Source organism: Streptomyces sp. FXJ1.172 (assembly GCF_001636945.3).
GTDB lineage: Bacteria > Actinomycetota > Actinomycetes > Streptomycetales > Streptomycetaceae > Streptomyces.
In genome coordinates this window covers 2232274-2254546 of the sequence record NZ_CP119133.2, presented here as the reverse complement: position 1 = coordinate 2254546, position 22273 = coordinate 2232274, and the positions used below count along the sequence as shown (strand labels likewise).

General features: G+C 71.1%; 21 protein-coding genes, 1 tRNA gene and 4 pseudogenes. 9 read left to right on the top strand and 17 right to left on the bottom strand.

The window, feature by feature from the left end; genetic code table 11:
• Nucleotides 1–2: 2 nt before the first annotated feature.
• Nucleotides 3–722 carry an SDR family oxidoreductase gene (locus A6P39_RS10055; RefSeq protein WP_067044607.1) on the bottom strand — a complete coding sequence of 240 codons (720 nt, stop codon included), beginning with the start codon at nt 720–722 and terminating at the stop codon, nt 3–5.
• Between the two features lie 120 nt (nt 723–842).
• On the opposite strand from A6P39_RS10055, the gene A6P39_RS10050 reads away from it, so the two are divergent.
• Nucleotides 843–1658 (top strand): LysR family transcriptional regulator, encoded by an 816-nt coding sequence (locus tag A6P39_RS10050; RefSeq protein ID WP_067044603.1) that lies wholly within the window; start codon nt 843–845, stop codon nt 1656–1658.
• Nucleotides 1659–1736: 78 nt separating this feature from the next.
• On the opposite strand, the gene fdhD is transcribed toward A6P39_RS10050, so the two are convergent.
• The 3 genes and pseudogenes from fdhD to A6P39_RS10035 all read right to left on the bottom strand — a co-directional run bounded on the left by fdhD (nt 1737) and on the right by A6P39_RS10035 (nt 3545).
• The gene (gene fdhD / locus A6P39_RS10045) at nt 1737–2585 is read right to left on the bottom strand and encodes a formate dehydrogenase accessory sulfurtransferase FdhD (RefSeq protein ID WP_067044600.1); all 849 of its coding nucleotides are present in this window, start codon (nt 2583–2585) and stop codon (nt 1737–1739) included.
• A 7-nt stretch (nt 2586–2592) separates the two neighbouring features.
• Nucleotides 2593–3211 (bottom strand): annotated as a pseudogene (locus A6P39_RS10040) (2Fe-2S iron-sulfur cluster-binding protein).
• Between the two features lie 40 nt (nt 3212–3251).
• Nucleotides 3252–3545 (bottom strand): hypothetical protein, encoded by a 294-nt coding sequence (locus A6P39_RS10035; RefSeq protein WP_067044598.1) that lies wholly within the window; start codon nt 3543–3545, stop codon nt 3252–3254.
• A gap of 118 nt (nt 3546–3663) precedes the next feature.
• Here A6P39_RS10035 and A6P39_RS10030 point away from each other — a divergent pair, with 118 nt between their 5' ends.
• The 5 genes from A6P39_RS10030 to A6P39_RS10010 all read left to right on the top strand — a co-directional run bounded on the left by A6P39_RS10030 (nt 3664) and on the right by A6P39_RS10010 (nt 7626).
• On the top strand, nt 3664–4998 hold the full coding sequence (locus A6P39_RS10030) for an OFA family MFS transporter (RefSeq protein ID WP_067044596.1): 1335 nt from the start codon (nt 3664–3666) through the stop codon (nt 4996–4998).
• On the top strand, nt 4973–5101 hold the full coding sequence (locus tag A6P39_RS10025) for an MFS transporter small subunit (protein WP_267893304.1): 129 nt from the start codon (nt 4973–4975) through the stop codon (nt 5099–5101). The genes A6P39_RS10030 and A6P39_RS10025 overlap by 26 nt, the downstream gene beginning before the upstream one ends.
• A 137-nt stretch (nt 5102–5238) precedes the next feature.
• Nucleotides 5239–6186 carry a beta-ketoacyl-ACP synthase III gene (locus A6P39_RS10020; RefSeq protein ID WP_067044593.1) on the top strand — a complete coding sequence of 316 codons (948 nt, stop codon included), beginning with the start codon at nt 5239–5241 and terminating at the stop codon, nt 6184–6186.
• Nucleotides 6187–6325: 139 nt separating this feature from the next.
• Complete coding sequence (locus tag A6P39_RS10015; RefSeq protein ID WP_067044590.1) at nt 6326–7003, top strand: GntR family transcriptional regulator; 678 nt, start codon at nt 6326–6328, stop codon at nt 7001–7003.
• Nucleotides 7004–7541: 538 nt separating this feature from the next.
• Nucleotides 7542–7626: transfer RNA gene (locus A6P39_RS10010), tRNA-Leu, on the top strand.
• On the opposite strand, the gene A6P39_RS10005 is transcribed toward A6P39_RS10010, so the two are convergent.
• The 3 genes and pseudogenes from A6P39_RS10005 to A6P39_RS09995 all read right to left on the bottom strand — a co-directional run bounded on the left by A6P39_RS10005 (nt 7591) and on the right by A6P39_RS09995 (nt 9505).
• Nucleotides 7591–8058, bottom strand: coding sequence for a hypothetical protein (locus A6P39_RS10005; protein WP_331454202.1), 468 nt, complete (start codon nt 8056–8058; stop codon nt 7591–7593). The two genes, A6P39_RS10010 and A6P39_RS10005, sit on opposite strands and share 36 nt — an antisense overlap.
• Nucleotides 8050–8936: pseudogene (locus tag A6P39_RS10000) on the bottom strand (glycosyl transferase); the annotation flags it as partial. The pseudogene A6P39_RS10000 and the gene A6P39_RS10005, both read right to left, overlap by 9 nt.
• A 44-nt stretch (nt 8937–8980) precedes the next feature.
• A complete protein-coding gene (locus A6P39_RS09995) occupies nt 8981–9505 on the bottom strand; it encodes an ATP-binding protein (protein WP_107304321.1) in 525 nt (174 codons plus the stop codon).
• Between the two features lie 204 nt (nt 9506–9709).
• On the opposite strand from A6P39_RS09995, the pseudogene A6P39_RS09990 reads away from it, so the two are divergent.
• Nucleotides 9710–10348 (top strand): annotated as a pseudogene (locus tag A6P39_RS09990) (carph-isopro domain-containing protein); the annotation flags it as partial.
• 594 nt (nt 10349–10942) lie between these two features.
• On the opposite strand, the gene A6P39_RS09985 reads toward A6P39_RS09990, so the two are convergent.
• The 3 genes and pseudogenes from A6P39_RS09985 to A6P39_RS45470 all read right to left on the bottom strand — a co-directional run.
• Complete coding sequence (locus A6P39_RS09985; protein ID WP_234378838.1) at nt 10943–11083, bottom strand: hypothetical protein; 141 nt, start codon at nt 11081–11083, stop codon at nt 10943–10945.
• Complete coding sequence (locus tag A6P39_RS45475; protein ID WP_443053059.1) at nt 11080–11289, bottom strand: hypothetical protein; 210 nt, start codon at nt 11287–11289, stop codon at nt 11080–11082. The genes A6P39_RS09985 and A6P39_RS45475 overlap by 4 nt, the downstream gene beginning before the upstream one ends.
• Nucleotides 11290–11398: 109 nt before the next feature.
• Nucleotides 11399–11506, bottom strand: a pseudogene (locus A6P39_RS45470) (hypothetical protein); the annotation flags it as partial.
• A 110-nt stretch (nt 11507–11616) separates the two neighbouring features.
• Here A6P39_RS45470 and A6P39_RS09980 point away from each other — a divergent pair.
• The gene (locus A6P39_RS09980) at nt 11617–12093 is read left to right on the top strand and encodes a hypothetical protein (RefSeq protein WP_067044581.1); all 477 of its coding nucleotides are present in this window, start codon (nt 11617–11619) and stop codon (nt 12091–12093) included.
• Nucleotides 12094–12603: 510 nt separating this feature from the next.
• Complete coding sequence (locus tag A6P39_RS09975) at nt 12604–13173, top strand: dihydrofolate reductase family protein (RefSeq protein WP_067044578.1); 570 nt, start codon at nt 12604–12606, stop codon at nt 13171–13173.
• A 134-nt stretch (nt 13174–13307) separates the two neighbouring features.
• Here the strand turns inward: A6P39_RS09975 and A6P39_RS09970 are convergent, their stop codons facing one another.
• The 7 genes from A6P39_RS09970 to A6P39_RS09940 all read right to left on the bottom strand — a co-directional run bounded on the left by A6P39_RS09970 (nt 13308) and on the right by A6P39_RS09940 (nt 22272).
• A complete protein-coding gene (locus A6P39_RS09970) occupies nt 13308–14198 on the bottom strand; it encodes an NUDIX domain-containing protein (RefSeq protein ID WP_275883839.1) in 891 nt (296 codons plus the stop codon).
• Nucleotides 14129–14476 carry a class I SAM-dependent methyltransferase gene (locus tag A6P39_RS09965; protein ID WP_199840777.1) on the bottom strand — a complete coding sequence of 116 codons (348 nt, stop codon included), beginning with the start codon at nt 14474–14476 and terminating at the stop codon, nt 14129–14131. The genes A6P39_RS09970 and A6P39_RS09965 overlap by 70 nt, the downstream gene beginning before the upstream one ends.
• A gap of 22 nt (nt 14477–14498) precedes the next feature.
• Entirely contained in the window at nt 14499–15083 is a 585-nt protein-coding gene (locus A6P39_RS09960; RefSeq protein ID WP_067044574.1) for a class I SAM-dependent methyltransferase, read from the bottom strand.
• 364 nt (nt 15084–15447) lie between these two features.
• Nucleotides 15448–16131: a TetR/AcrR family transcriptional regulator gene (locus tag A6P39_RS09955; protein ID WP_067044571.1), complete on the bottom strand. Its 684-nt coding sequence runs from the start codon at nt 16129–16131 to the stop codon at nt 15448–15450.
• A 41-nt stretch (nt 16132–16172) separates the two neighbouring features.
• Nucleotides 16173–17876: an allophanate hydrolase gene (locus A6P39_RS09950; protein WP_067044569.1), complete on the bottom strand. Its 1704-nt coding sequence runs from the start codon at nt 17874–17876 to the stop codon at nt 16173–16175.
• 5 nt (nt 17877–17881) lie between these two features.
• The gene (gene uca, locus A6P39_RS09945; RefSeq protein ID WP_067044566.1) at nt 17882–21475 is read right to left on the bottom strand and encodes an urea carboxylase; all 3594 of its coding nucleotides are present in this window, start codon (nt 21473–21475) and stop codon (nt 17882–17884) included.
• Entirely contained in the window at nt 21472–22272 is an 801-nt protein-coding gene (locus tag A6P39_RS09940; protein WP_067044563.1) for an urea amidolyase associated protein UAAP2, read from the bottom strand. Before A6P39_RS09940 ends, uca begins: the two co-directional genes overlap by 4 nt.
• Nucleotide 22273 lies beyond the last annotated feature (1 nt).

The window sequence follows — 22273 nt, the reverse complement described above, 5'->3', positions numbered from 1 at the left end:
GCTCAGACCAGCGTGCCACCCCCGTCCACGACCACCACCGACCCGGTGCTGTAACCCCCTCGCATCAGATAGAGGTACGCCTCCGCGACATCCGCCGGCTCGCCGACCCGCCCCACCGGCAGCGACTCGGCGGACGACCGGAACAGCCCCTCCCGGTCCGCCTGAGGCAGCTCGCGCCACAGCTCGGTCCGCACCAGCCCGGGCGAGACCGCATTGACCCGCACCGGCGCCAGCTCCACCGCCAGCGCCCGGGTCAGCGACTCCATCGCCCCGCACAGCGCCGAGGCGGCACTCGAACCCGGCATCGGCCGGCGCCCCGCCGTTCCCGTGGTCAGCACCACCGAACCGCCCGGGCGGATCGAGGCGGCGCCGTACTTGACCGCCGTGTACGCACCCCACAGCCGGGTGTCCAGGAACCGCCGCGCCCGTGCGACATCCGCCTCGGCCAGCGGCTCCAGCAGCAGCGACTCACCCGCCGTGTACACCAGGTGGTCGTACGCGCCGATCCGCTCGAAGAAGCCGCGCACCGCGTCCTCATCGGTCGCGTCCAGCAGGTGCCCCTCGGTGCCGTCGCCCAGCACCTTCACCGCCGCCTCCACGCTCTCCTGCCGGCGTGAGGCGACGACCACCTGTGCGCCCTCCCGCGCCGAGCCCTCGGCGACCGCGAGCCCGATGCCCGACGTACCCCCGATGACGACGATCCGCTGTCCTTGCAGGCCCATGGTGTGTCCCTTTCGTGGTTGCCCGACAGGACCCAGCCTGCGACCGGCTCCGACCCGCCGTCCAAGACCTCTTTCCGCCGTGGCGATACCCTGAGGGCATCGCCGGTGAAAGGGGCGGCCATGGACCTCGACCTGCGGAAGGTGCGCTACTTCACGGCGGTCGCCGAACTGCTCCACTTCGGCCGTGCCGCCGAGCGGCTGCACATCGCCCAGCCCGTGCTGAGCCGTCAGATCCGGGCGCTGGAGAAGGACTTGGGTGCCGAACTGTTCGTACGCGACAGCCACGGCGTCAGGTTGACCGATGCCGGCCAGCAACTCCTCGACGACGGGCGGCAGTTGCTGACCGCCGCCGAAGGCACCCGGCGACGCGTCCTGAGGGCCGCGCGCGGGCCCCGGCGGCTCGTCGTCGGCTTCCGCGCCGGAATCACGGTCACCGACGCCCTGCGCGCCTTCCGCGCCGAGCACCCGGACGTCGAGACCACCGCCCGCCGACTCGAATGGGACGACCAGGAACAGCTCCTGCTCGACGGCACCCTCGACATCGCCTGCGTACGCTCCCCGGTCCGCGAGGAGGGCCTGGAGCTGCGGCCCCTGTACACCGAGTCCCGCGTGGTGATGCTCCCGTCCGGACACCGGCTCGCGGGCAAGCCGGACCTGTCCCTGGCCGACCTCGACGGCGAGACCTGGCTCCGGTACTCCCTTCCCGGGCCCGGCGACCTGCCGGTGCGGACCGTCGAGGAGAAGTTCGAATGCGTGGCCGCCGGCACCGGTATCACCCTCGTGCCGCGCTCGGTCGCCGCGCAGTACCCGCGCCCGGACATCAGCTATGTGCCGGTCACCGACGCCGAACCCGACCAGGTCCTGCTGGCCTGGGCGGCGGGCCGCCGCTCACCCCTGATCACGGCGTTCGTCGCAGCGGTGCAGTCCCTCGGCTGAGGCGGGGCCCCGCGGCGCAGGGGGCGCGCCCCGCCACGCCGGCCGGGGCCCCGCCGCCCGTGCCGCGGGGAGGCAGCCTCAGCCCTGGGCGGCCGCCTCTCGCAGGGCGATGCGGTCCTCGCCCGCGTACACGTTCATCGAGCTGCCCCGCAGGAATCCCACCAGGGTCAGCCCCGCCTCGGCGGCCAGGTCCACCGCCAGCGACGACGGCGCCGACACCGCCGCCAGCACCGGGATGCCTGCCATCACCGCCTTCTGCGCCAGCTCGAACGACGCCCGCCCCGAGACCAGCAGAATCGCCCGCGACAGCGGCAGAGCACCGCTCTGCAGCGCCCGCCCCACCAGCTTGTCCACCGCGTTGTGCCGGCCCACGTCCTCCCGTATGTCCAGCAACTCGCCGTCCTCGGTGAACAGAGCCGCCGCGTGGAGGCCCCCGGTCCGGTCGAACACCCGCTGGGCCGCCCGCAGCCGGTCGGGCAGGCCCGCCAGCAGCTCGGGGGTGACCCGGACCGGGGGAGTGTCGGCGATCGGGAAACGGGCGGTCGTGCGGACGGCGTCCAGGCTGGCCTTGCCGCACAGGCCGCACGAGGAGGACGTGTAGACGTTCCGCTCCAGGGAGAAGTCCGGCAGCGTGATGCCCGGCGCGGTCTTCACGTCGACCACGTTGTAGGTGTTCGATCCGTCTGCAGTCGCCCCCGCACAGTAGACGATGTTCTGCAGATCGTATGCAGTCGCCAGGACACCCTCACTCACCAGGAACCCGGCCGCCAGCGCGAAGTCGTCGCCCGGCGTGCGCATGGTGATCGCGAGCGGCTTTCCGTTCAGCCGGATCTCCAGGGGTTCCTCGGCGACGAGCGTGTCCGGCCGGGCGGAGACCGCCCCCGCCCGGATGCGGATGACCTTGCGACGTTCCGTGACTCGTCCCATGTTCTGATCAGCCCCGGTTCTGTACGTGCTGGTAGCCGAAACGGCCCTTGATGCAGAGATTGCCGTGGGTCACCGGATCGTCGTGCGGCGAGGTGACCTTCACGATCTCATTGTCCTGCACATGGAGGGTGAGAGTGCAGCCCGCTCCGCAGTACGCACACCGTGGACGTCTCGCCCTGCCGTGATCCGTCCCAGGTGCCCGCCGCGCGCATGTCGGACTCCGTGCGCGGCGAATGCGCCCCGGTCGGGCACACCTCGACGCAGTTCCCGCAGTTCCCGCAGCACACACAGGCCGGGTCGGTCGGCGGGGCGTCGTGCTCCACGGCGATCCGCGCGTCGAAACCGCGCCCGGAGACCGAGATCGCGAAGCTGTTCCGCCACTGCTCGCCACAGGCGTCGACGCACTTGCAGCACAGGCTGCACTTGCCGTAGTCCCGACGTACACGTCGTTGTCGACAGCGTCCGCGAGCCCTCGACCTCCACCACGCACACCCGGCAGGCGTTCCTCGGCGCAGCGTGTCGCCCTGGCACAGAGCCGGGATGGCCTTGCCCGCCGCCCGGCAGGCGTCCAGGACGGTCGAGCCCTCCGGCACCCGGACCGGCTCGCCGTCGATCGGGCACTCCATGAGCCGGCGCGGGATCCCGAGATCCTGAGCGGTGTCACGGTCATGCGTACGCCCCCAGACGGTCGATGGCGGAGTCCACAGCGTTCCACGCGGTCTGCCCCAGACCGCAGATCGACGCGTCCCACAGGGGCCGGCCGATCTCCCGCAGCAGGGCGATGCCGTCGCCGCGGCCCCGGTGCGCTCGGTGATCCGGCGCAGCGCCTCCTCCTGCCGACCGGGCCACGCTGCCGCTGGCACAGAACAGCTTCGGCCCCGTGGAGCGCTCCGTGCCGGTAGCCGCGTACGCCGGGGCGCCCCGCGTCAGGATCGGCAGCGCGTTGACCAGCGTCTCCATGTTCTTCTCGACCGCCGGGTCGCGCGGCGACCGTTGAACGCATCCTGGATACCGTTCATCGCATACGGTCGACCGCAGACCTTCTCAACTCCCGCTCCCCGCCCTACCGTCCACGGGCATGAGCAGCCCCCCTCTCGCGCCCCCGGGCTGGAGCCGCTGGCTCGTTCCGCCCGCCGCCCTCTCCATCCACCTCTCCATCGGGCAGGCCTACGCCTGGAGCGTGTTCAAGCCGCCCCTGGAGTCCGCCCTGCACCTCGACGGCACCCAGAGCGCCCTGCCCTTCCAGCTGGCGATCGTGATGCTCGGGCTGTCGGCCGCGTTCGGCGGCACGCTCGTCGAGCGCAACGGGCCGCGCTGGGCGATGACCGTGGCCCTCGTCTGCTTCTCCTCCGGCTTTGTGATCTCCGCGCTCGGTGCCGAGACGAAGCAGTACTGGCTGATCGTCCTCGGCTACGGCTTCGTCGGCGGGATCGGCCTCGGCATCGGATACATCTCACCCGTCTCCACCCTGATCAAGTGGTTCCCGGACCGGCCCGGCACGGCCACCGGCATCGCCATCATGGGCTTCGGCGGCGGCGCGCTGATCGCCTCGCCCTGGTCGGCGCAGATGCTCGGCTCCTTCGGCACCGGCCACTCGGGGATCGCGCTCGCGTTCCTGGTGCACGGTCTGTCGTACGCCGCCTTCATGACGCTCGGTGTGCTCCTCGTGCGCGTGCCGCGCGCGGACGCTCCCGTCGCGGGCGCGGACGGGCCCGCCGTCGTCGAAGGGGTGCGGGTGTCGGCCCGCAACGCGGTGCGCACCCCGCAGTTCTGGTTGCTGTGGATCGTGCTGTGCACGAACGTGACCGCCGGCATCGGCATCCTGGAGAAGGCCGCCCCGATGATCACGGACTTCTTCGCGGACAGCTCCACCCCCGTGTCGGCTTCCGCGGCCGCCGGTTTCGTCGCGCTGCTGTCGGCGGCCAACATGGCGGGCCGGATCGGCTGGTCGTCCGCCTCCGACAGGATCGGCCGCAAGAACATCTACCGTCTCTACCTCGGTGCCGGCGCGCTGATGTACCTGGTCATCGCGGTGTTCGGGGACTCGGCGAAGCCGCTGTTCGTCGTGTGCGCGCTGGTGATCCTCTCCTTCTACGGCGGCGGCTTCGCGACCGTGCCCGCCTATCTGAAGGATCTCTTCGGCACGTACGAGGTCGGCGCGATCCACGGCCGGCTGCTCACCGCCTGGTCGACCGCGGGCGTGCTCGGTCCACTGATCGTCAACTGGATCGCGGACCGGCAGAAACGCGCCGGCGAACACGGCTCGGCGCTGTACACGCTGTCGTTCGGCATCATGATCGCTCTGCTCGTCGTCGGCTTCGCCGCCAACGAACTCGTCCGTCCCGTCCACGCCCGCCACCACGTCCGCGACGAGAGGGAGACCGCAGATGCCCAGCGACAGCAGCCCGCCTAACCGGAGGGGCCTGATCGTCCTCGCCTGGCTGTGGGTGGCGGCACCCCTCGCCTACGGGGTGTACGAACTCGTGCAGAAGGCGACGCAGCTGTTCACGAAGTGAGTACTCGGGCGTCCGAGGGCCTGAGCGAAGCCCACAACTCGAACACGCTATTCCTGTGGCTTCACCTGCCGTCGTACCCGTGAGTCACTGATCAGACTGGTGGATCCCGCTACCCACGGCACCGAGGGGACCCCGCCATGAACGGCTCGCGCATCGCGGCCATCGGTCACTACCAGCCCGCCAGAGTCCTGACCAACGACGATCTGGCGGGTCTGGTCGACACGAGCGACGAGTGGATCCGCAGCCGGGTCGGTATCCGTACCCGCCACATCGCCGGACCGGACGAGCCGGTGGACGAGCTGGCCGCGCACGCCGCCGCCAAGGCCCTCGCGGCCGCCGGGCTGGCCCCCGGCGACATCGACCTGGTCCTGGTCGCCACCTCCACGGCGATCGACCGCTCCCCGAACACCGCTGCCCGGGTCGCGGCCCGGCTCGGCATCGCGCAGCCGGCCGCGATGGACGTCAACGTGGTGTGCGCCGGCTTCACGCACGCCCTGGCCACCGCGGACCACACCGTCCGGGCCGGCGCGGCCACCCGGGCGCTGGTCATCGGCGCCGACAAGATGTCCGACGTCACCGACTGGAGCGACCGCACCACCTGCGTCCTTGTCGGTGACGGGGCCGGGGCCGCCGTGGTCGAGGCGTGCCCGCCTGGCCGGGAGCCCGGGATCGGGCCGGTGCTTTGGGGGTCGGTGCCGCAGATGGGGCACGCGGTGCGGATCGAGGGCACCCCGCCGCGGTTCGCGCAGGAGGGACAGAGCGTCTACCGCTGGGCCACCACCCAGCTGCCGGCCATCGCCCGCCAGGCCTGCGAGAAGGCCGGCGTGGCCCCCGAGGAGCTGGCCGGCGTCGTCCTGCACCAGGCCAACCTGCGCATCATCGAACCGCTCGCCGAGAAGCTCGGTGCCGTCAACGCCGTGGTCGCCCGGGATGTCACCGAATCCGGCAACACCTCGGCGGCCAGCATCCCGCTCGCCTTCTCCAAGCTGCTCGAGCAGGGAGCGCTGCGCGGCGGCGAACCGGTGCTGCTGTTCGGCTTCGGCGGCAATCTGTCGTACGCCGGACAGGTCGTACGCTGCCCGTGAGCCCGACCGAGCGGTGCAACAGGTCTGGATGAAGCAGACACTGGGCCTGGATTTTGTTCACCGTAGTCTGTAGACAAAACACAATCGACACTGAGCCGCCAGCGTCTACGCGCCAGAGCTGCCCAGGAGGGGGACCGCGATGTTGTCGACCGGACTGCCGCAGGGGGCCGTGCCCAAACTGGACCGCCCCGGCCCGCTGCGCGACCGCGTCTACGAGGCCCTGCTGGAACTGATCACCACCCGCGCGCTGCAGCCCGGCCAGCATCTGGTGGAGAGCGAGCTGGCCGGGCACCTCGGGGTCTCCCGGCAGCCGGTGCGCGAGGCGCTGCAGCGGCTGAACACCGAGGGCTGGGTCGATCTGCGGCCCGCGCAGGGGGCGTTCGTGCACGAGCCGACCGAGGAGGAGGCCGACCAGCTGCTCACGGTCCGCACCCTGCTGGAGGCCGAGGCGGCCAGGCTCGCGGCCCTCAACGCCGACGCCAAGGGCGTCGAGGCGCTCTTCGACATCGTCAAGAAGGGCCGGACGGCGGTCGGCGTCAACGACGTGACCCGCGCCGTCGCGCTGAACGCGGCCTTCCACGCCAAGGTCATGGAGCTGGCCGGCAACGCGGTCCTCGCCGAACTGGCCGCCCAGGTGGACCGCCGGGTCCGCTGGTACTACACCCCCGTCGCCAAGCTGCGCGGCGGCACCTCCTGGGCCGAGCACTCCGACCTGGTCTTCGCGATCAAGGAGCGGGACGAGCAGAAGGCCGCCAGGCTGATGCGCGAGCACACCGAGCACACCCGGCACTCCTACCACCACCGCAACGATTCCTGAACCGGCCGCTGCCACGGCCACCAGCAGCTGGAGTGCGCCGACGGTCCGGCGTGCGTGCGGTGTTCCACCGGCGGCAGCGGCGATCGCGGCGCAGCCGAGCAGGACGGCGCCGGAGCCCGTGCGCAGGGCGACCAGCACCCCGAACTGCGCGGCTCCCAGTAGCGCACAGGCCGCGCCCAGCACGGTGTGCCGTCGCGCGCGGTGCGACAGTCGGCCGGCCCCCGTCACTCACCTCATGAACCGCCCCCAGCACCCCGGTCGGCGCCTTCGTCGGTGGCGACCTCCTCGTGCGCGCCGTCACCCGGGGTCCGGCGGGGGAGCGGCCGCCCGGGAACTTCCCGGAGTACCAGCTCATGCCGCGATCCTCACTTGGTGTACACAGGATCTTGCATTCTGTATACCGTCGGCGATCCCGGCGGCCCGACCCGGCCCAGGCTGCCCCCACGGCACGGATACGCAGGTGAAACGCACTCCGAAACCTTGGTATTGTTGTCCATGTCGCCGCGGGGAACACCTCCGGCAAGGCGACAGGCACCTGGTCCGGGTGGCGGAATGGCAGACGCGCTAGCTTGAGGTGCTAGTGCCCTTTATCGGGCGTGGGGGTTCAAGTCCCCCCTCGGACACAACGATTGACGATACGGTGATGAGGGCCTCGACCTTACGGTCGCGGCCCTCGTTGCGTGTTCGTAGCTGATGGTGATGCCCAGGGCCTCGTAGAGCGGACCTTTCTTCTCGATGGCGGCAGTCTGGATGCGCTGTGCAATATCTCCAAGGCTCTCAGTGATCTCCCGGATCTGTCGCGCGTCGAGCGGCGCTTGCTTCTTCCGGGGGACGGCGGGGTACGCGTCGAGCTTCTTCTGCGCAGCGTCCTTGTCCCGCTGGGCCTCGTTGATCCACTGGGTGACGACGGCGGGGTCGGCTCCGGCGTCGAGGGCTGCCTGGTAGCGGGCGAGTCGCCGCTCGCAGTCCTTGATCGCCTGGCGTGCTTGAGCCTGTTCGGGGGTCTGGGGCTCTGCAGTGCTCGCTGCGGCGCTCGCGTGGGTGAGCGCTTCGATGGTGGCGGAGAGCCGGTCCGGGGCGGAGGGGTGCTTGTGTTCCTCCGAGGCCACGGCAGCCAGCAGCAGGTGAGGAACGGGGACACCGGTTCCCTCAGCAGGCGCAACGCCTCCAGGAGGTCTTCGAAGCCTTTGGTCGGGACTGCGCGGCCCATGGTGAGAAGGAATCCGGCGCGGACCTTGAAAGGCAGCGGCGGAGCCGTGGCCGGCCTGACCATCTCTTCACGGATCAGTCCGTTCGGGATGCTCACGATGCTCGACCGAGGGACGGCGCAGTTGACGACGAGGTGGCCTCGCATGTGGGAGGAGATAGCCCCGACGCGCGCACCTCGGAGTGTCGCCGCTCGCAGGGCGTCTCGCTCCCAGCGGACTCGGGAGACGTCCTTGGGCCGCGTCAGCGCGGTCGTGGAGCGGGGCACGAGCAGCAGGTCCGTGGTCGGCGACGTGTAGGAGGCGAGGCCGAGGAACGGGATGTCGAGGCCGACGAGGAGGCACCGGCTCGCCCGCGCGGCGATGCGTATGGCCGCCTCGCCCGCCAGGTCGCACAGCTGAACCGAGCCGCGGACCGAGTCGGGCGGCGCGTTGACCTTGGGGATCGTGATGACCTCGGCTGCGGCCTGTCGCAGCATCTGCCGCACCTCGCCGGCCCACCGCTGATTGTGCGCTCCCGCGGTCTCGGGCACGTGCGGGGTGATCACTGAGAGGCGGCCTGCCGGCAGGAGCCGGGCCAGTGCCGTGAGGAAGGCGCGGTTGCTGAAGCCGGTGCCCGACTCCGCGCCGTAGAAGCCCTCGTGGAGAGCGACGACGACCCTGGGCTGGCGAGCGGCCTCCGGCACAGCCGTGAGTGGGGGTGGGGAAGTCGCATGGTCGATGCGCACTGTGTGGTGCCTCCTTGGAGGACGGGTTTGGGCAGGTGTGGACGTCAGGCGCCGGCGGACGAGGAGCACGGCCTGTGGGTGAGTCGGCACGAGGCACGAGAGCCGCTGGTGCCAGTCGTCAGCGACCAGGCATCGGCCAAGGCATCGACGATGACCAGTCCCCGTCCTGATTCGGCCTGCTCGTAGGGAGCGGCAGGAGAAGCGGGTGCGGGGCAGGAACAGCCGCCGTCGGTGACAGTGATCTCGACCTCCAGGCCGCCCCTGGCCAGACTCCTGCGGTCGACGCACAGAACCAACGGAGGACTGCCCGCGACGAAGGCGTTCGTCGCGAGTTCCGACCCGATCAGGCGGGCGTCAGCAAGTACGTCCGTCTCAGTGCCACGCAGTGCCAGCGTCACGGCGCACCGGGCGACCTCGGCCGCTTCCGGTCCATACGGCAGATCCGTGATCAGGGTGGTCGTGCCGTCGCCAGCGGCGAGCCCGCGTCCGGGGGCGGAGGTTGGTCGTCCGGCGTCACGGTCCAGCACACCGCCCGGTCGGCCTGGGGAGGTGCTCGTGTGCTGTCTCAAGGCCCACCTCTTTCTCCGTCGGCGCGGAAGACGGGCGCCTCCGCCGGGATCCAAGAACACAGGAGGGGGACGGTCAGACAGGACCCGATCAGTGGGTCAACTCGGTCAACTTCCATGCGGCGGTGGTGAATCGTCCGTTCAGGGGCATCACCATGGGGCCCGCGAAGTGATGGGACGAACCTCTGGAGCGAAGGGTGGTCGCACGTGGCACCGCAGACAGGCGAGCCCAACGTCGTACTGGCGGGGTGCCTCGACGAACTCGGGTGGAGCCCGAAGGCGCTCGCTCGCAAGCTCAACCGGGTCTTCGGCGCGGGGACGGTGGCCGAGTCGGCGCCGTACCACTGGCGGGACGCCGGCTCCCTGCCGCGCTCGCCGTTGCCGATGATGGCCGCCTACGTGCTGTCCCAGGAGTTGGGTAGGAATGTCTCGGTGGCCGAACTGTGGCAGGGCCGTGTGGGCGACTCGTCAGCGCTGGCCCCTGCGGACACGGATCTCGCGCGGCCTTGGACCGTGCAGGGCATGGAGGCGATCGTGGAGGACTGGGTGATGGGAGGGCTTGTCGAACGTCGCCGGTTCCTTGCGATCTCGGGCGCGGGACTCCTCGCGATCGTCGCCCAGTACCTCGACGGCACTGCGGGACGCGGTCAGTACACGCCCCGAATGACGTCGTCGCTCGGCACCGAGCCGCTCGTGGACCAGGTCGAGCAGCACCTTTCCATGCTCAAGTTGCTCGATGACGAGCACGGAGGGGCGCGTCATCTGCCCTACGTCGGAGCGTCGGGAGTGGGTCACGATTCACGCGTCGCCGACAGCCTCTCTCGTACGGAGCGGCGCCGTCCTGCCCGGCGCCGCGTATACCGGCTACAGCAGCAGGCAACCCCGACCGAACCACCGACCACGAAGGCCCGACCACGGTCACGATGCGACAACACCGCCCCCGACCGTGCTGGCATCCCCGCCGATATCTCCTCCGACAACTGACCGTGCCCTGCCGCACCCTGGACGGCGTAACCGGCGGTGGTCGGGAGCCCGACATCCCCCTATGCGCCTCTCGCAGCCGACCCCGAAACAGAAAAGAGAAGGGTTGGGACGGGCGGGCTGGGCCGGCGGTCGGCGCGGCGGGGGATCGGGCGGCCTGGAGTTGTTGTTGCGCGTCGGCCGGGGGCCTCCACGCTCAGCACCCTTGGCGGGGCACGCGGCAAGCCATCGGCAGCGGTCTGACTCGTGTTCGGTTTACTGGTCGAGCTGCCCTCGTGCCAGCACGACCCTATCGTCAGCCGTCAACTCACCTCTCGGACACAGAGTTGCCCCACGGCGCCCGGTTTCCGGATAGGGGACATTGGCACCCGTTCCGGCTCCCGGCCGGGGCGGGTGTTCGTCGTTGCGGTGCCTTCGGTGCGGCTTCTCTCCCTTCGCCGGCTTTTCGCCGGGCCTTGGTCAGCCGATGGTGATCCTTTCTGCCCGGGGTGTGTTCGCGGTCAGGGTCCTGGCCGCGGGGTCGTAGGCCAGGGTGATCTCCTCGCTGCGGAGGTGGGCGATCGCCTGGGCCGGTGTGGGCCGTACCGAGTTGCTGCTCACCGAATCCGGTCCAGGAATATCCAGGTGGCCGGTGAGGCGGAAGTGCAGGGCCGGCAGGTGTGGCAGGACATGATCCCACGTACGTACGCGTTGGGGGCGCGGCCGGGAATCGGGGCGGATGGCGCTGGTATGGCCGTGGCGCGGTAGGCAGCACGGTGGTGGGTCCAGCGGGACTCCATGCGCCGGCCGCAAACACCGCACCACAGCAGCCCGGTCAGGAGATAGATGCGTTCGGGTGCCGTCGCTCGGCGAGGGGAGGTTCTGGACTGTGATGAAGTCGGCCTCGCTGACCAGCGCCGGGTGCGCGGGGCGGGCGGAGATGATCCAGTCGGTGGGGGTGTTCCAGCGCATGACGTCGCGGTGGCCGAGGGCGGTGTTTGCAGGATCGATTAGGTCGTGGTCGGTGCGCCGGCGATTCCACACCTGGCGGCCGGTGTAGCGGGGATTGGTGAGGATGGACCGCACGGCCCGCACTCGGGACCGGCATCCAGACGCTGCATGCGGACACCGCGGCGGGCAAGCGACCGGTTGGGGTGCGGACCGGCATCGACGAGGCGGTAACCGTACGGCGGGCGACCGCCGAGATATCGACCCTGGTCGCGTGTTTGCACGGTCATCGCGGCCCGCACCCGGATCCGGGCGCGGGCGATCTCCCGCTTGGACAGGATGCCGAGCACGATCATCAACTCTTCCTGCCCGCCGACCCGCGGGTCGACGGCTCCACCCAGTTCCGGCACCCACACCTCGACGCCGTAGTGGTCGAAGAGCGGAGCCATGGTCGCGAACTGGTTGCCGTGGAAGGCCCGTTCACTGGAGCCGATGACAACGGCTCGAACTCCCGGTCGGGATCGGCCATCGCCGCCAGCAGTGCGGCGGCTTGGGGCCGCCGCGCCCAAGGGATGGTGCGGCTGCGGCCGGTGTCGAAGAACTCGGAGACGATCCGCCAGTGCCCGGACACCAGGGCCTGCGCGCCAAGCAGTTGCCAGGCCTGCGACGTGGCGGGGTCCTGATGGTCCTCGGCCGACACCCGGCCGTAGGACGCAAACCGCAGACCACTGGCGGACGGCATGCCGACGGGGGAGGAGCCGGGAGACCAATTACGGGCCCAAGCGGTCAAGAAGACTTGACCCGTAGGGGGCTGTTCGGCCGGACGGTGCGGCGCTCCCATGATCGGCGCCTCCCCTTGCTCGCTGTGCGTTGCCTCACCGTGGCCCTGCCCGGACAGAGCGGGTCGGCTGCACAGAAATACAGAATGTTGACCTGAACGAGTGAAGATTGCTGTGCAATGGGTTGAAGGCTCCGCCTGCGTGGCCGGATTGCGTGGCCCCGGCGACGCCATGCGTCGAGATATGGCCGTCGTCCTTGAAATGCCCTGCGCACTTGATGCCTGTGAGGCAATGAGGATTTCTCGACGAAATGATCTCGTGGGCTGACTCAGCCCAGGAGGTTCTGCGAGCGGCGACGAGTCCTGCGGTGTCCGGCGGTCGTAGGGTCGAACCCGTTACTGAGGAGGACTTCTGATGCGTAGCGTGACCTATTCCATGAGCGTCTCACTTGACGGCTACATCGTTGGGCCGGACGGCTGCTTCGACTGGACGGTGCCCGACGAGGAGGTCTTTCGCTTCGCCACCGACGGGGTGAGAGAGGTCGGCGTCCACCTGCTGGGGCGACGGCTGTACGAGACGATGCTGTACTGGGAGACCGCCGACCAGGATCCATCGCTCGACTTCTCCACGCTCGAGTTTGCCGCGATCTGGAAGTCGCTGCCCAAGGTGGTGTTCTCCGCCACGTTGTCGGCAGTCCAGGGCAATGCCCGCCTGGCCTCCGGCGGCCTGGCGGAGGAGATCGAGCGGTTGCGAGCCGAGCCGGGAGAGGGTGACATCGCGATCGGCGGCGCGACTCTCGCCGCCGAGGCGGCCGCGTTGGGTCTGATCGACGAGTACCGCGCCAGGGTCCACCCGGTGCTGGTCGGCGGGGGCATCCCCTTCTTCCCCCAGCACGAGCGCCGGGTGGATCTCGAACTCCTCGAGACCCGCACCTTCAGCTCGAGAGTCGTCTACCTCCGCTACCGTGTGACGCGCCAGCCGTAGACGGCGAGTTCGCCGAGCACCTGCGGTAACCCCACGATTCCCGTAGCAGGGCGCGGCGCGGTGGGGAGCGGTCACGGGACCGGTCCTTCGTGTTTGGCGATTACAGTATTGTCCCCGCCCGTATGTAGGGGGGATCACGCGGTGGTGGGCGTGTGCGGGTCGGTGATGGGGGTGAAGCGGGCGGGTGCGTGGTCGATCGGGAGGTCGGGGCGCCATGCGGTGAGGATTTGGGCGCTGCACTCGAACAGGTCTGGGGGCAGGGTGTCCAGAGGCCACCAGCGCCAGTCGCCGACGCTCTCGTCGGGCTGGTCGGCCGGTTCCCCGCGCCATCGGGTGACGAGTGCGCCGAAGGTGATGCGGACGACGTCGTCGACCTGGTCGAGGAGCATGCCGAGGAGGCGGACGTCGTCGGGGTCGGCGTAGAGGCCGGTCTCCTCGGCGAGTTCGCGTACGACTGCTTCCTGCAGCGTCTCGCCCGGCTCCACGGTCCCGCCGGGCAGCTCTCGTGTGGCCAGCCGGTGTCGGCCCAGGAGCAGGCCTTGGGGCCCGAGCAGCACGGCGCCGACGCCTACTGCGGCGCTGGCGACAGGTGGCTTCGCGGTGCGGGGGCGTGCGGTGATGCGGGCGGGTCGGTGGGCCTGGAAGAGCCGGTAGGAGGCGTGGCTGTCGTCCTGCGGCGCGTCGAGGACGGTGACGTCCTGCACGCGGAGCCCGTACTGCTCGAGCAGGTCTTCCCACACCTCGGGTGTGAGCACCCACATGTGCACGGTGAGGTCGCCGCCGCCGGCCAGGTGCAGGATCTCCGGGCGTGGGGTGACGGTGGAGGTGGGGCCGTCGCCGGCGGAGTTGGTGTGCAGCACGGTGAAGTACAGCCGCCCCCCGGGCTTGAGGGCGGTCGCCAGGGCGGGCAGGAGCCGGTGGGGGTTGAGGAAGTGGATGGTGCTCAGGGAGTAGATCACGTCGTAGGGAGCTGCCGTGTCCAGGTGCTCGACGGCGTCGGCGTTGACCAGCCGCAGTCCTGGCACGTCGGAGTAGCGGGTGCGGGCCCGTTCGATCTGGCTGGGGAGGCATCGATGGCGTCCACGTGTGCGCCGTAGGTGCGGGCCAGGTGTGCGGCGTGCCGGGCGGGGCCGCAGCCGAGGTCCAGGACGCGCAGGCCCTTGAGGTCCCCGAGGATGCCGTCCCCCGGCCCGTTGGCCGGGCCCCACGTGATCTGGTCCACCTCCGTCAGGGGCGTACCGCGCCGCAGGTGGTGTGTTCCGTAGGCGTCCCAGGCGAGGCGTGTTTGTCGTTCGATGTCCAACGTGTTGTCTCCCGTGCCGGGTTCAGGGGCGGAGTGCGTAGCAGCGCAGCACGTCGAGATCGGCGGTGCGTACGACCGACCAGCCCGCGGTGAGCGTCTGGGCCTCGGTGGCGGTGATCCCGAGGTGCTTGCAGGGGTCGCTGTCCTCGCGGCGGCCGGCGAGTTCGGTGACGACCCAGAAGGTCCCGCCGGGTGCCAGGACCTTCCGGACGCGGTCGAGGAAGGCCGGCTTGTCGTCCATCCACCGGTAGACCAGGCGGCAGGTGACGACCGCGTACGAGCGGTTTGGCAGGGCGTTGACGTCGTCGTCGGCGAAGTCCATCAGATGCCAGGCGGGCCCTTCGCGGTGCTGGTGGCTCCGGGTCTTCTGGGCTGCTGCGGCGATGGCGCTGGGGGAGAAGTCGATACCGGTGGTGCGGTAACCGAGTTCGTGGAGGTGGTGGGCAAGGGCGCCGTCGCCGGTGCCGATGTCGAGGGCCGGGCGTCCACGGCCGGGTCCGACATGTTCCGCCAGAAGCGTGGCCTCGGGCCTGCTGACTTCCCGGTACCGGCGTCCGCTGGCCCAGAGCGGCTCCCAGTAGTCGACGGTGGCAGGGGCGGTCGTCATTCGGCTCCTTCGCGAGCGGGAGGGACAGGCGAGGCCGTGATCCCGCTGGGTATCGGCGGACGTTTCGGACGGAGCGCAGCAGCAGAAGCAGGACGAGGATGCCTGGAGGAGCGCACCGAGAGCGAGGGGTGGTGCGTCTGGTTGCGTTCTCCCTTGCTCATGCCGCCGAAGAAGGACATGACCAGATCGTGTGCCTCATTGTCCGGGTCGATCGGGCGGCCGACCTCCGGGACCCACAGAGGGATGCGGAAGTGGACGAAGACGGGGAAGGAGGTGCCGGAACGGAGCCGTAGAAGGTGCGTTGCGGCTCCCCGACAGCGACGGCGTGCATGGCGGCGCGGGAGGGTGTGCGGTGGGCCGCCGGTCAGTCCAGGCTGCTCAGCAGCGTTCGGCCCTCCTCCCGGGCGGCGGCCACCGCCGGCTCTCCGAGCCCGCACAGGCGCAGGCACGACGACGCGATGGCCTCGGTGTCAGCCGCATCCGGATCACGGGAGCGCCGTATCTGGATGACAACCTCCACCAGTTGGATCAGCAGTTCACCGAGCCGCTCGGCTGGCAGGCCGCGCGCGACGTCCTCGCTCGCCGCCAGGGCGCCCAGCGTGCCGTAGCTCGACTGCAGACGGCCCCGCTCGGCCCGGAAGGCGTCGAACCGCTCGGCCCGCACTTCCGGCAGCAGATAGAGCGTGCCGATGTTGTACGGAGTACGGGAGAGGGTGCGTACGTCCATGGCGGCCACGGCGTAGAGTGCGGCGGCCGCATCCGCATGCTCGGGCACCAGGGCCCGGATCCGGTCCACCATCTGCAGGCTGGGCCGCACGGACGTCGCCAGCAGCTCCGCGAGGATCTCCTCCTTGGTGGCGAAGTGGTAGTAGAGCGAGGCCTGCCTGATGCCGACCCGCTCGGCGATCATGCGGGTGCTGGTGCTGGTGATCCCATGGTCGACGAAGAGCGCCCCGGCGGCGTCGAGGATCTGTTCCCGGGCGGAGGTGCCGGGGTCGGACGGCGGCGTGTGCCGGGGCCTGCCTTGACGGGGACGCGTCGTCGTCATGGTCCCATCCTGCCACCAGGTGTCCGCCCCGCGGCCTCCGGTCACGCGGACGCCGTGTACGCCCGCCAGCCACCGAAGCGGGTGATGTCGGGCGCGCCCTCGACGGCGTACGGCTCGACGAGGAAGCCGCGGACCTGCCGCCCGTCGGCCAGTTCGACGGTGCCGATGGTCATCGGCGCGGGCACGGCGGCGGTCAACGCCCCGAGCCCGGAAGCCGGCAGCCGCCAGATCTCGCCTTCGATTCCCATGCCCACGTCGCCGCCTGACGCCGTGGCGTGACCCGCCCCGGCGCCGGCGTCCCGCCCGCCCTCGGTGACTCGGAGCAAGCCGGGCTTGGGCACCTCGGTGGCCAGGGCGTACAGCCGGTAACCGCCTGCGGTGCGGGCCCTGCCGGTCAGAGTGCCGCCCGCCTGCACCAACTGGGCATTGAGGGGCTGACCGGTGAGGTGGGCGCCGACCACGAACAGGTCGAGCCCAGGGTTGGCGAACCGCTCGGCCAGCACGGCCAGGGCGTGGTCGGAAAAGGCCGGTCCGGTGAACATCACGCCGAACGGCAGGCCGTCCACGAACCCGGCGGGAACGGCGAGCGAGGCGCAGTCCAGCAGGTTGGCGAAGTTGGTGAACCGTCCCAACCGGGCGTTGGCGCCGACCGGGTCGGCCGCCACCTCGTCGAGGGTGGGGTGCCAGGTGGTGGTCGGCGTCAGGAGAGCCGTACAGCCGTCGAGCACCGCGCGTCCGGCGGCGCCGAGCGCGGCGAGCCTGGCGGCGTCGGCGGCCCAGTCGGCGGCGGTCTTCTCCCGGCCTGCCAGCACGATGGCGGCGACGGTCGGATCGAGGTCCGCTCCGATCAGGTCGCGGTGCTTCTCCAGATGCGCGCCCACGGCGGCGTACCGCTCGGCGACGAACGCGCCGCCGTACAGCAGTTCCGCGGCCTGAAGCAGCGGGGTGACGTCGGTTTCGACGATCTCCGCCCCGGTGCTCGCCATGCGGGCGACGGCGGCGTCGAAGGCCTCGTGCCAGCCGCCGGCCATGCCCTTCAGATGCTCCCCGGCCGGTACGGCGATCCGCGGGCGCGCGGGGGGCGGCGGGAGCTGGGTGCCGGTGCGGGAGAGCGGATCGGCCGGATCGGGGCCCTCGACGAACTCCGCGGCGGTGCGGGCGAGTTGCAGGTCGCGGGCGAAGACGGTCACGCAGTCGAGGGTGTAGCAGGCGGGGACCACCCCGGTCACGGGCACCAGACCCTTGGTGGGCTTGACGCCGACGATGCCGTTGAGGGCGGCGGGCACCCGCCCGGAGCCGGCCGTGTCGGTGCCGAGCGCGATGTCGGCAGTGCCCAGCGCCACCGCGACGGCGGATCCGGAGGACGACCCGCCGGAGATGCGGGCCGCGTCCCAGGCGTTGCGCACCGCGCCGTAGGGGCTGCGGGTGCCGACCAGGCCGGTGGCGAACTGGTCCAGGTTGGTCTTGCCGAGCACCACCGCGCCGGCCGCGCGCAGCCGGGCCACCGCGGGCGCGTCGGCCTGCGGTTCGTAGGCGTACGACGGGGCGCCCGCGGTGGTGGGGAGGCCGGCCACGTCGATGTTGTCCTTGACGGCCACCACCAGGCCGGCCAGCGGCAGCGCCGGGTCGATGCCGGCCGCCTCGGCGAGCACCTCCTCGCGTGGCCTGAGGCTGATCCAGATCTCGGGCCGGCCGGCGCCCTCGATGCGGTCGTAAGCGGCCTGGACGCGTGCGGCCGGTGTCATGGCGTTCATGCCCGCACCGCCGCGAGGATCTGGCCGGGGGCGACCTGTTCACCGGGCTTGACGTAGATCTCCAGCAGTGTCCCGGCGGCGGGGGCGTTCACGGTGGACTCCATTTTCATCGCCTCCAGGGAGAGGATCGCATCGCCGCTCGCGATGGTGGCGCCCGGCTCGGCGGCGATCTGCCAGACGGTGGCGGTGAACGGCGCGGTGACCGGGACCGCCCCGTCCGGCAGGGTGACGGCAGCAGTGGCGGTCACGGGTTCGGGATCGTCGTCGCGGTCGAACTCTCCGGCGGCTCGCCAGCGTTGCTTCTCGGCCTCGAAGGCGGTGCTCTGCCGCCGGCGGAACGCGGCGATCGAGTCGGCCTCCGCGGTCAGGAAGGCGTTGTACTCGGCGATGGAGAAGGTGCCCTCCTCGGTCGGGAAGTCACCGCGCCCGGCGTCGGTCTCGGCCCGCAGTTCGAGCAGTTCCTCCGCGGTGACGGGATACCACTCGATGCGGTCGAAGAAGCGCAGCGCCCACGGCAAGTCCCGGAACAGGCCGCCCTTGCGGAACCGGTTCCAGATCTGCACGGTGCGGCCGACGAACTGGTAGCCGCCGGGGCCTTCCATGCCGTAGATGCACAGGTAGGCGCCGCCGATGCCGACGGAGTTCTCCGCGGTCCAGGTGCGGGCCGGGTTGTACTTGGTGGTCACCAGGCGGTGCCGCGGGTCGAGCGGGGTGGCGACGGGGGCGCCGAGATAGACGTCGCCGAGGCCGAGCACCAGGTAGGAGGCGTCGAAGACGGTGCGGTAGACGTCGTCGGCGGTCCGAAGACCGTTGACTCGGCGGATGAACTCGATGTTCCACGGGCACCACGGGGCGTCGTCGCGCACCCCGGCCATGTACCGCTCGATGGCGAGCCGGGTCGCCGGGTCGTCCCAGCTGAGCGGCAGCCGCACCGTGCGGGAGGGGACCACCAGTTCGTCGCTGGGCGGGACTTCGTCCTCCAGCTCGCGCAGCAGGGCGGTGAGATCACGGGCCTTCAGCCGGCGGGCGTCGGTGTGGATCTGGAGGGAGCGGATGCCCGGGGTGACGTCGAGGACGCCGTCGGGCGCGTGCGCGGCGAGGGTCTCCTGCAGGGCGTGGACCCGCATCCTCAGGCCGAGGTCGAGCACCATGGGGCCGTACTCGACCAGGACGTTGTCGTCGCCGTCCCGGCGGTAGGTGACGGCGGGGCGGGCATCGGTGGCCTCCAGGCGCCCGAGTACGCCGTCGTCGCCGTCTCCGCCCGTGCTGATCAGCGTGGGGGAGGAGCGGCGGGCATCCAGGGCGGCCGCCTCGGCTTCCCTGACCGGTACGAAGCGGACGGTGTCGCCCGGGCGGAGCTGGCCGAGTTTCCACAGATCGCCGCTGGCGACCACCGCGGGGCAGACGAACCCGCCGAGGGACGGCCCGTCGGGGCCCAGGATGATCGGCGTGTCGCCGGTGAAGTCAAGGGCACCCACCGCGTACGGAGTGTCGTGGATGTTGGAGGGGTGCAGCCCGGCCTCACCGCCGTCCTGGCGCGCCCACCGCGGCTTGGGCCCGATCAGGCGGACGCCGGTGCGGGCCGAGTTGTGGTGGACTTTGTAGTCCGTGGCGTAGAGGGTGTCGATGTCCTCGCGGGTGAAGAACTCGGGCGCCGCGTGCGGTCCTTCGGTGACACCGATCTGCCAGTGCGAGGTGATCGCCGGCCGGCGCTCGCGCGGGGTCGGGCCGCCACCGGCCGTCGCCGAAGCTCCGGGTCGAAGCACATCCCCGGCGCGCAGCGCCCGACCGGCGTGCCCGCCGAAGCCGCCGAGGGTGAACGTGGAGGCACTGCCCAGGTACTCGGGTACGTCGATGCCGCCCCGGACGGCCACGTAGCTGCGCAGGCCCGGCCCCCGGCAGGCGCCCAGCACCAGGGTGGCGCCGGCCGTGACCGTGACGGGCTCCCACAGGGCTACCGGGCTGCCGTCGACCGTGACCGGGACGGGAGCGCCGGTGACGGCGACCACGGTGGCGGCCGAGAAGCGCAGACTCAGCCCGCCCGCGGTGGCCTCCAGGCCAGGGGCCTGCGCCGGGTTGCCGACGGCCAGGTTGGCCTCGGCGAAGGAGACGGCGTCGAAGGGGCCGCTCGGCGGCACGCCCACGTGCCAGTGGCCGAGCCGGCCCGGAAGGTCCTGGACGGTGGTCATCGCGCCCGGCACCAGGACGTCGATGCGCGGCTCGGGGTCGGCCGTGGTGGCGAGCGTGCTGGTACTGTGCACGGCTTCGCGCACCTCGCCCCGCGAGGTCAGCTCGCGCAGCAGGCCCAGGTTGGTGACGATGCCGTCGACCCGGCTCGCGGCCAGGGCCCCGCCGAGCACGTCGAACGCGGCCTCCCGGGTGGGACCCTTCGCGATCACCTTGGCGAGCATGGGGTCGTAGTACGGCGAGACCTCCAGACCCGTTTCGGCGAAGCCGTCGACGCGCACGCCGGGCATGTTGTCGGCGCCCTGGCCGGGGAAGGCCGCCCGGGTGATCAGGCCCGGGGACGGCAGCGAGTCCTTGCCGGGGTCCTCGGCGTAGACGCGGGCCTCCACGGCATGCCCGGCGGGCGTCCAATCCCGCTCGAACACCGCGTCCTCGACCCAGCCGTCGCGGGCCAGGACGAGCATCAGTTCGACGAGGTCGACGCCGTACGCCTCCTCGGTCACCGGGTGCTCGACCTGGAGGCGGGTGTTGACCTCCAGGAAGGCGGCCTCCTCGCGCACGGGGTCGTAGACGAACTCCACGGTCCCCGCGCCCCGGTAGCCGACCGAGGCGAGCAGCCGGCGCGAGGAGTCGTGCAGCAATGCCCGCACATGAGGAGGCAGGGCCGGGGCCGGGGCCTCCTCGATCACCTTCTGGTTGCGGCGCTGCAACGAGCAGTCCCGGTCGCCGAAGACGGCGATCCGGCCGGTGCCGTCGCCGAAGACCTGCACCTCGACATGGCGGGCGGGGCGCACGAGGCGCTCCAGGAACACCCCGGCGGACCCGAAGTTGGACTCCGCGAGCGCCGCGACGCGCGCGAAGGCCCCGGGTACCTCATCGGCGGTGGCGCAGGCCTGCATGCCAATGCCGCCGCCACCGCCGGTGGCCTTGACCATTACGGGCAGCCCGATGGAGGAGGCCGCGGTGACGGCCTCCTCGGCGCTTGCGAGCAACTCCGTCCCGGCCAGCAGCGGCACTCCGGCGGCCTTGGCCAGGGCGCGCGCGGTGTGCTTCTCACCGAAGGCCGTGATCTGGTCGGCGGTCGGTCCCGCGAAACGCAGACCGGCCTCCTCCACGGCACGGGCGAAGACGGTGTTCTCGGAGAGGAAGCCGTAGCCGGGGTGGATGATGTCCGCGCCATGGGCGACCGCGGCCTCGATGATCGCCTCCCCGCGCAGATACGACGCGCGGGCGGGCGCCGGACCGATGCGGACCGCGTGATCGGCCTCGCGGACGTGCGGGGCGGCCCGGTCGGCGTCGGAGAAGACGGCGACGGTGCCCAGGCCCATCCTCCTGGCGGTGCGGATCACACGGCGGGCTATCTCACCGCGGTTGGCGACGAGAACGGCGGTGGGGCGGATCACGCGCCCTCCTTCGCGGTGCGAGCGGCTTGCGCGGACCGTGCGTCGACGTCGGCCGGTGCCGGCTCCACGACGATCATCCGCAGCGGGGTGGGGTTGAAGTCGTTGCACGGGTTGTTCATCTGCGGGCAGTTGGACACCATCACCAGCACGTCCGTCTCGGCGCGCACCGCGACCCGGCGGCCCGGCGCCGACATGCCGTCCACAATGCCCAGCGCGCCGTCCGCCTCGACCGGCACGTTCATGAACCAGTTGAGGTTGGAGACGATGTCCCGCACCCCGAGGCCACGCCGCCCGGCCTCGGCGAGGAAGTTCTCACGGCAGCCGTGCTGGAACATCACATGATGGCCGTAGCGCAGGGTGTTGGACTCCTTGCCACACGCGCCGCCGATGGTGTCCTGGCGGTCGACCTCGTTGGCCACGACGGTCATCAACGGGCGGCCCTCGCTGCTGCGCAGCACGGTGCCGGTGCGCACATAGGCGTTGCCCTGCCAGGCCAGGGTGTCGGGGACGCTGTAGCGCTCCTCGGGATCGTCGGCGCTGTAGAGCAGACAGTCGGCCGACTGGTTGCCGCCGACGTCGACGATCGTCAGGACGTGCCCCGTCCGCACCACCGCCGACCAGGGCGCGTTGGGGGCCACCGTCTCGTCCAGGACGACTTCGCCCTCGACCAGGCTCGCACCCCAGTCCAGGGTGGAGCCCTCCGCGTGAACGGCGCCGACCGGGACGGTGGAGGCGACCGTGCCGCCGGCGGCGGTCGGGCAGCTGACGGGCGTGGTCCCGGTCCGTGTGGTCGCCATG

Excerpts from the sequence above, each read along its gene's own strand:
- A6P39_RS10055 (WP_067044607.1), bottom strand. The coding sequence starts at position 722 with ATGGGCCTGCAAGGACAGCGGATCGTCGTCATCGGGGGTACGTCGGGC.
- A6P39_RS10050 (WP_067044603.1), top strand. The coding sequence starts at position 843 with ATGGACCTCGACCTGCGGAAGGTGCGCTACTTCACGGCGGTCGCCGAA.
- fdhD (WP_067044600.1), bottom strand. The coding sequence starts at position 2,585 with ATGGGACGAGTCACGGAACGTCGCAAGGTCATCCGCATCCGGGCGGGG.
- A6P39_RS10035 (WP_067044598.1), bottom strand. The coding sequence starts at position 3,545 with ATGGAGACGCTGGTCAACGCGCTGCCGATCCTGACGCGGGGCGCCCCG.
- A6P39_RS10030 (WP_067044596.1), top strand. The coding sequence starts at position 3,664 with ATGAGCAGCCCCCCTCTCGCGCCCCCGGGCTGGAGCCGCTGGCTCGTT.
- A6P39_RS10025 (WP_267893304.1), top strand. The coding sequence starts at position 4,973 with ATGCCCAGCGACAGCAGCCCGCCTAACCGGAGGGGCCTGATCGTCCTC.
- A6P39_RS10020 (WP_067044593.1), top strand. The coding sequence starts at position 5,239 with ATGAACGGCTCGCGCATCGCGGCCATCGGTCACTACCAGCCCGCCAGA.
- A6P39_RS10015 (WP_067044590.1), top strand. The coding sequence starts at position 6,326 with ATGTTGTCGACCGGACTGCCGCAGGGGGCCGTGCCCAAACTGGACCGC.
- A6P39_RS09975 (WP_067044578.1), top strand. The coding sequence starts at position 12,604 with ATGCGTAGCGTGACCTATTCCATGAGCGTCTCACTTGACGGCTACATC.
- A6P39_RS09960 (WP_067044574.1), bottom strand. The coding sequence starts at position 15,083 with ATGACGACCGCCCCTGCCACCGTCGACTACTGGGAGCCGCTCTGGGCC.
- A6P39_RS09955 (WP_067044571.1), bottom strand. The coding sequence starts at position 16,131 with ATGACGACGACGCGTCCCCGTCAAGGCAGGCCCCGGCACACGCCGCCG.
- A6P39_RS09950 (WP_067044569.1), bottom strand. The coding sequence starts at position 17,876 with ATGACACCGGCCGCACGCGTCCAGGCCGCTTACGACCGCATCGAGGGC.
- A6P39_RS09940 (WP_067044563.1), bottom strand. The coding sequence starts at position 22,272 with ATGGCGACCACACGGACCGGGACCACGCCCGTCAGCTGCCCGACCGCC.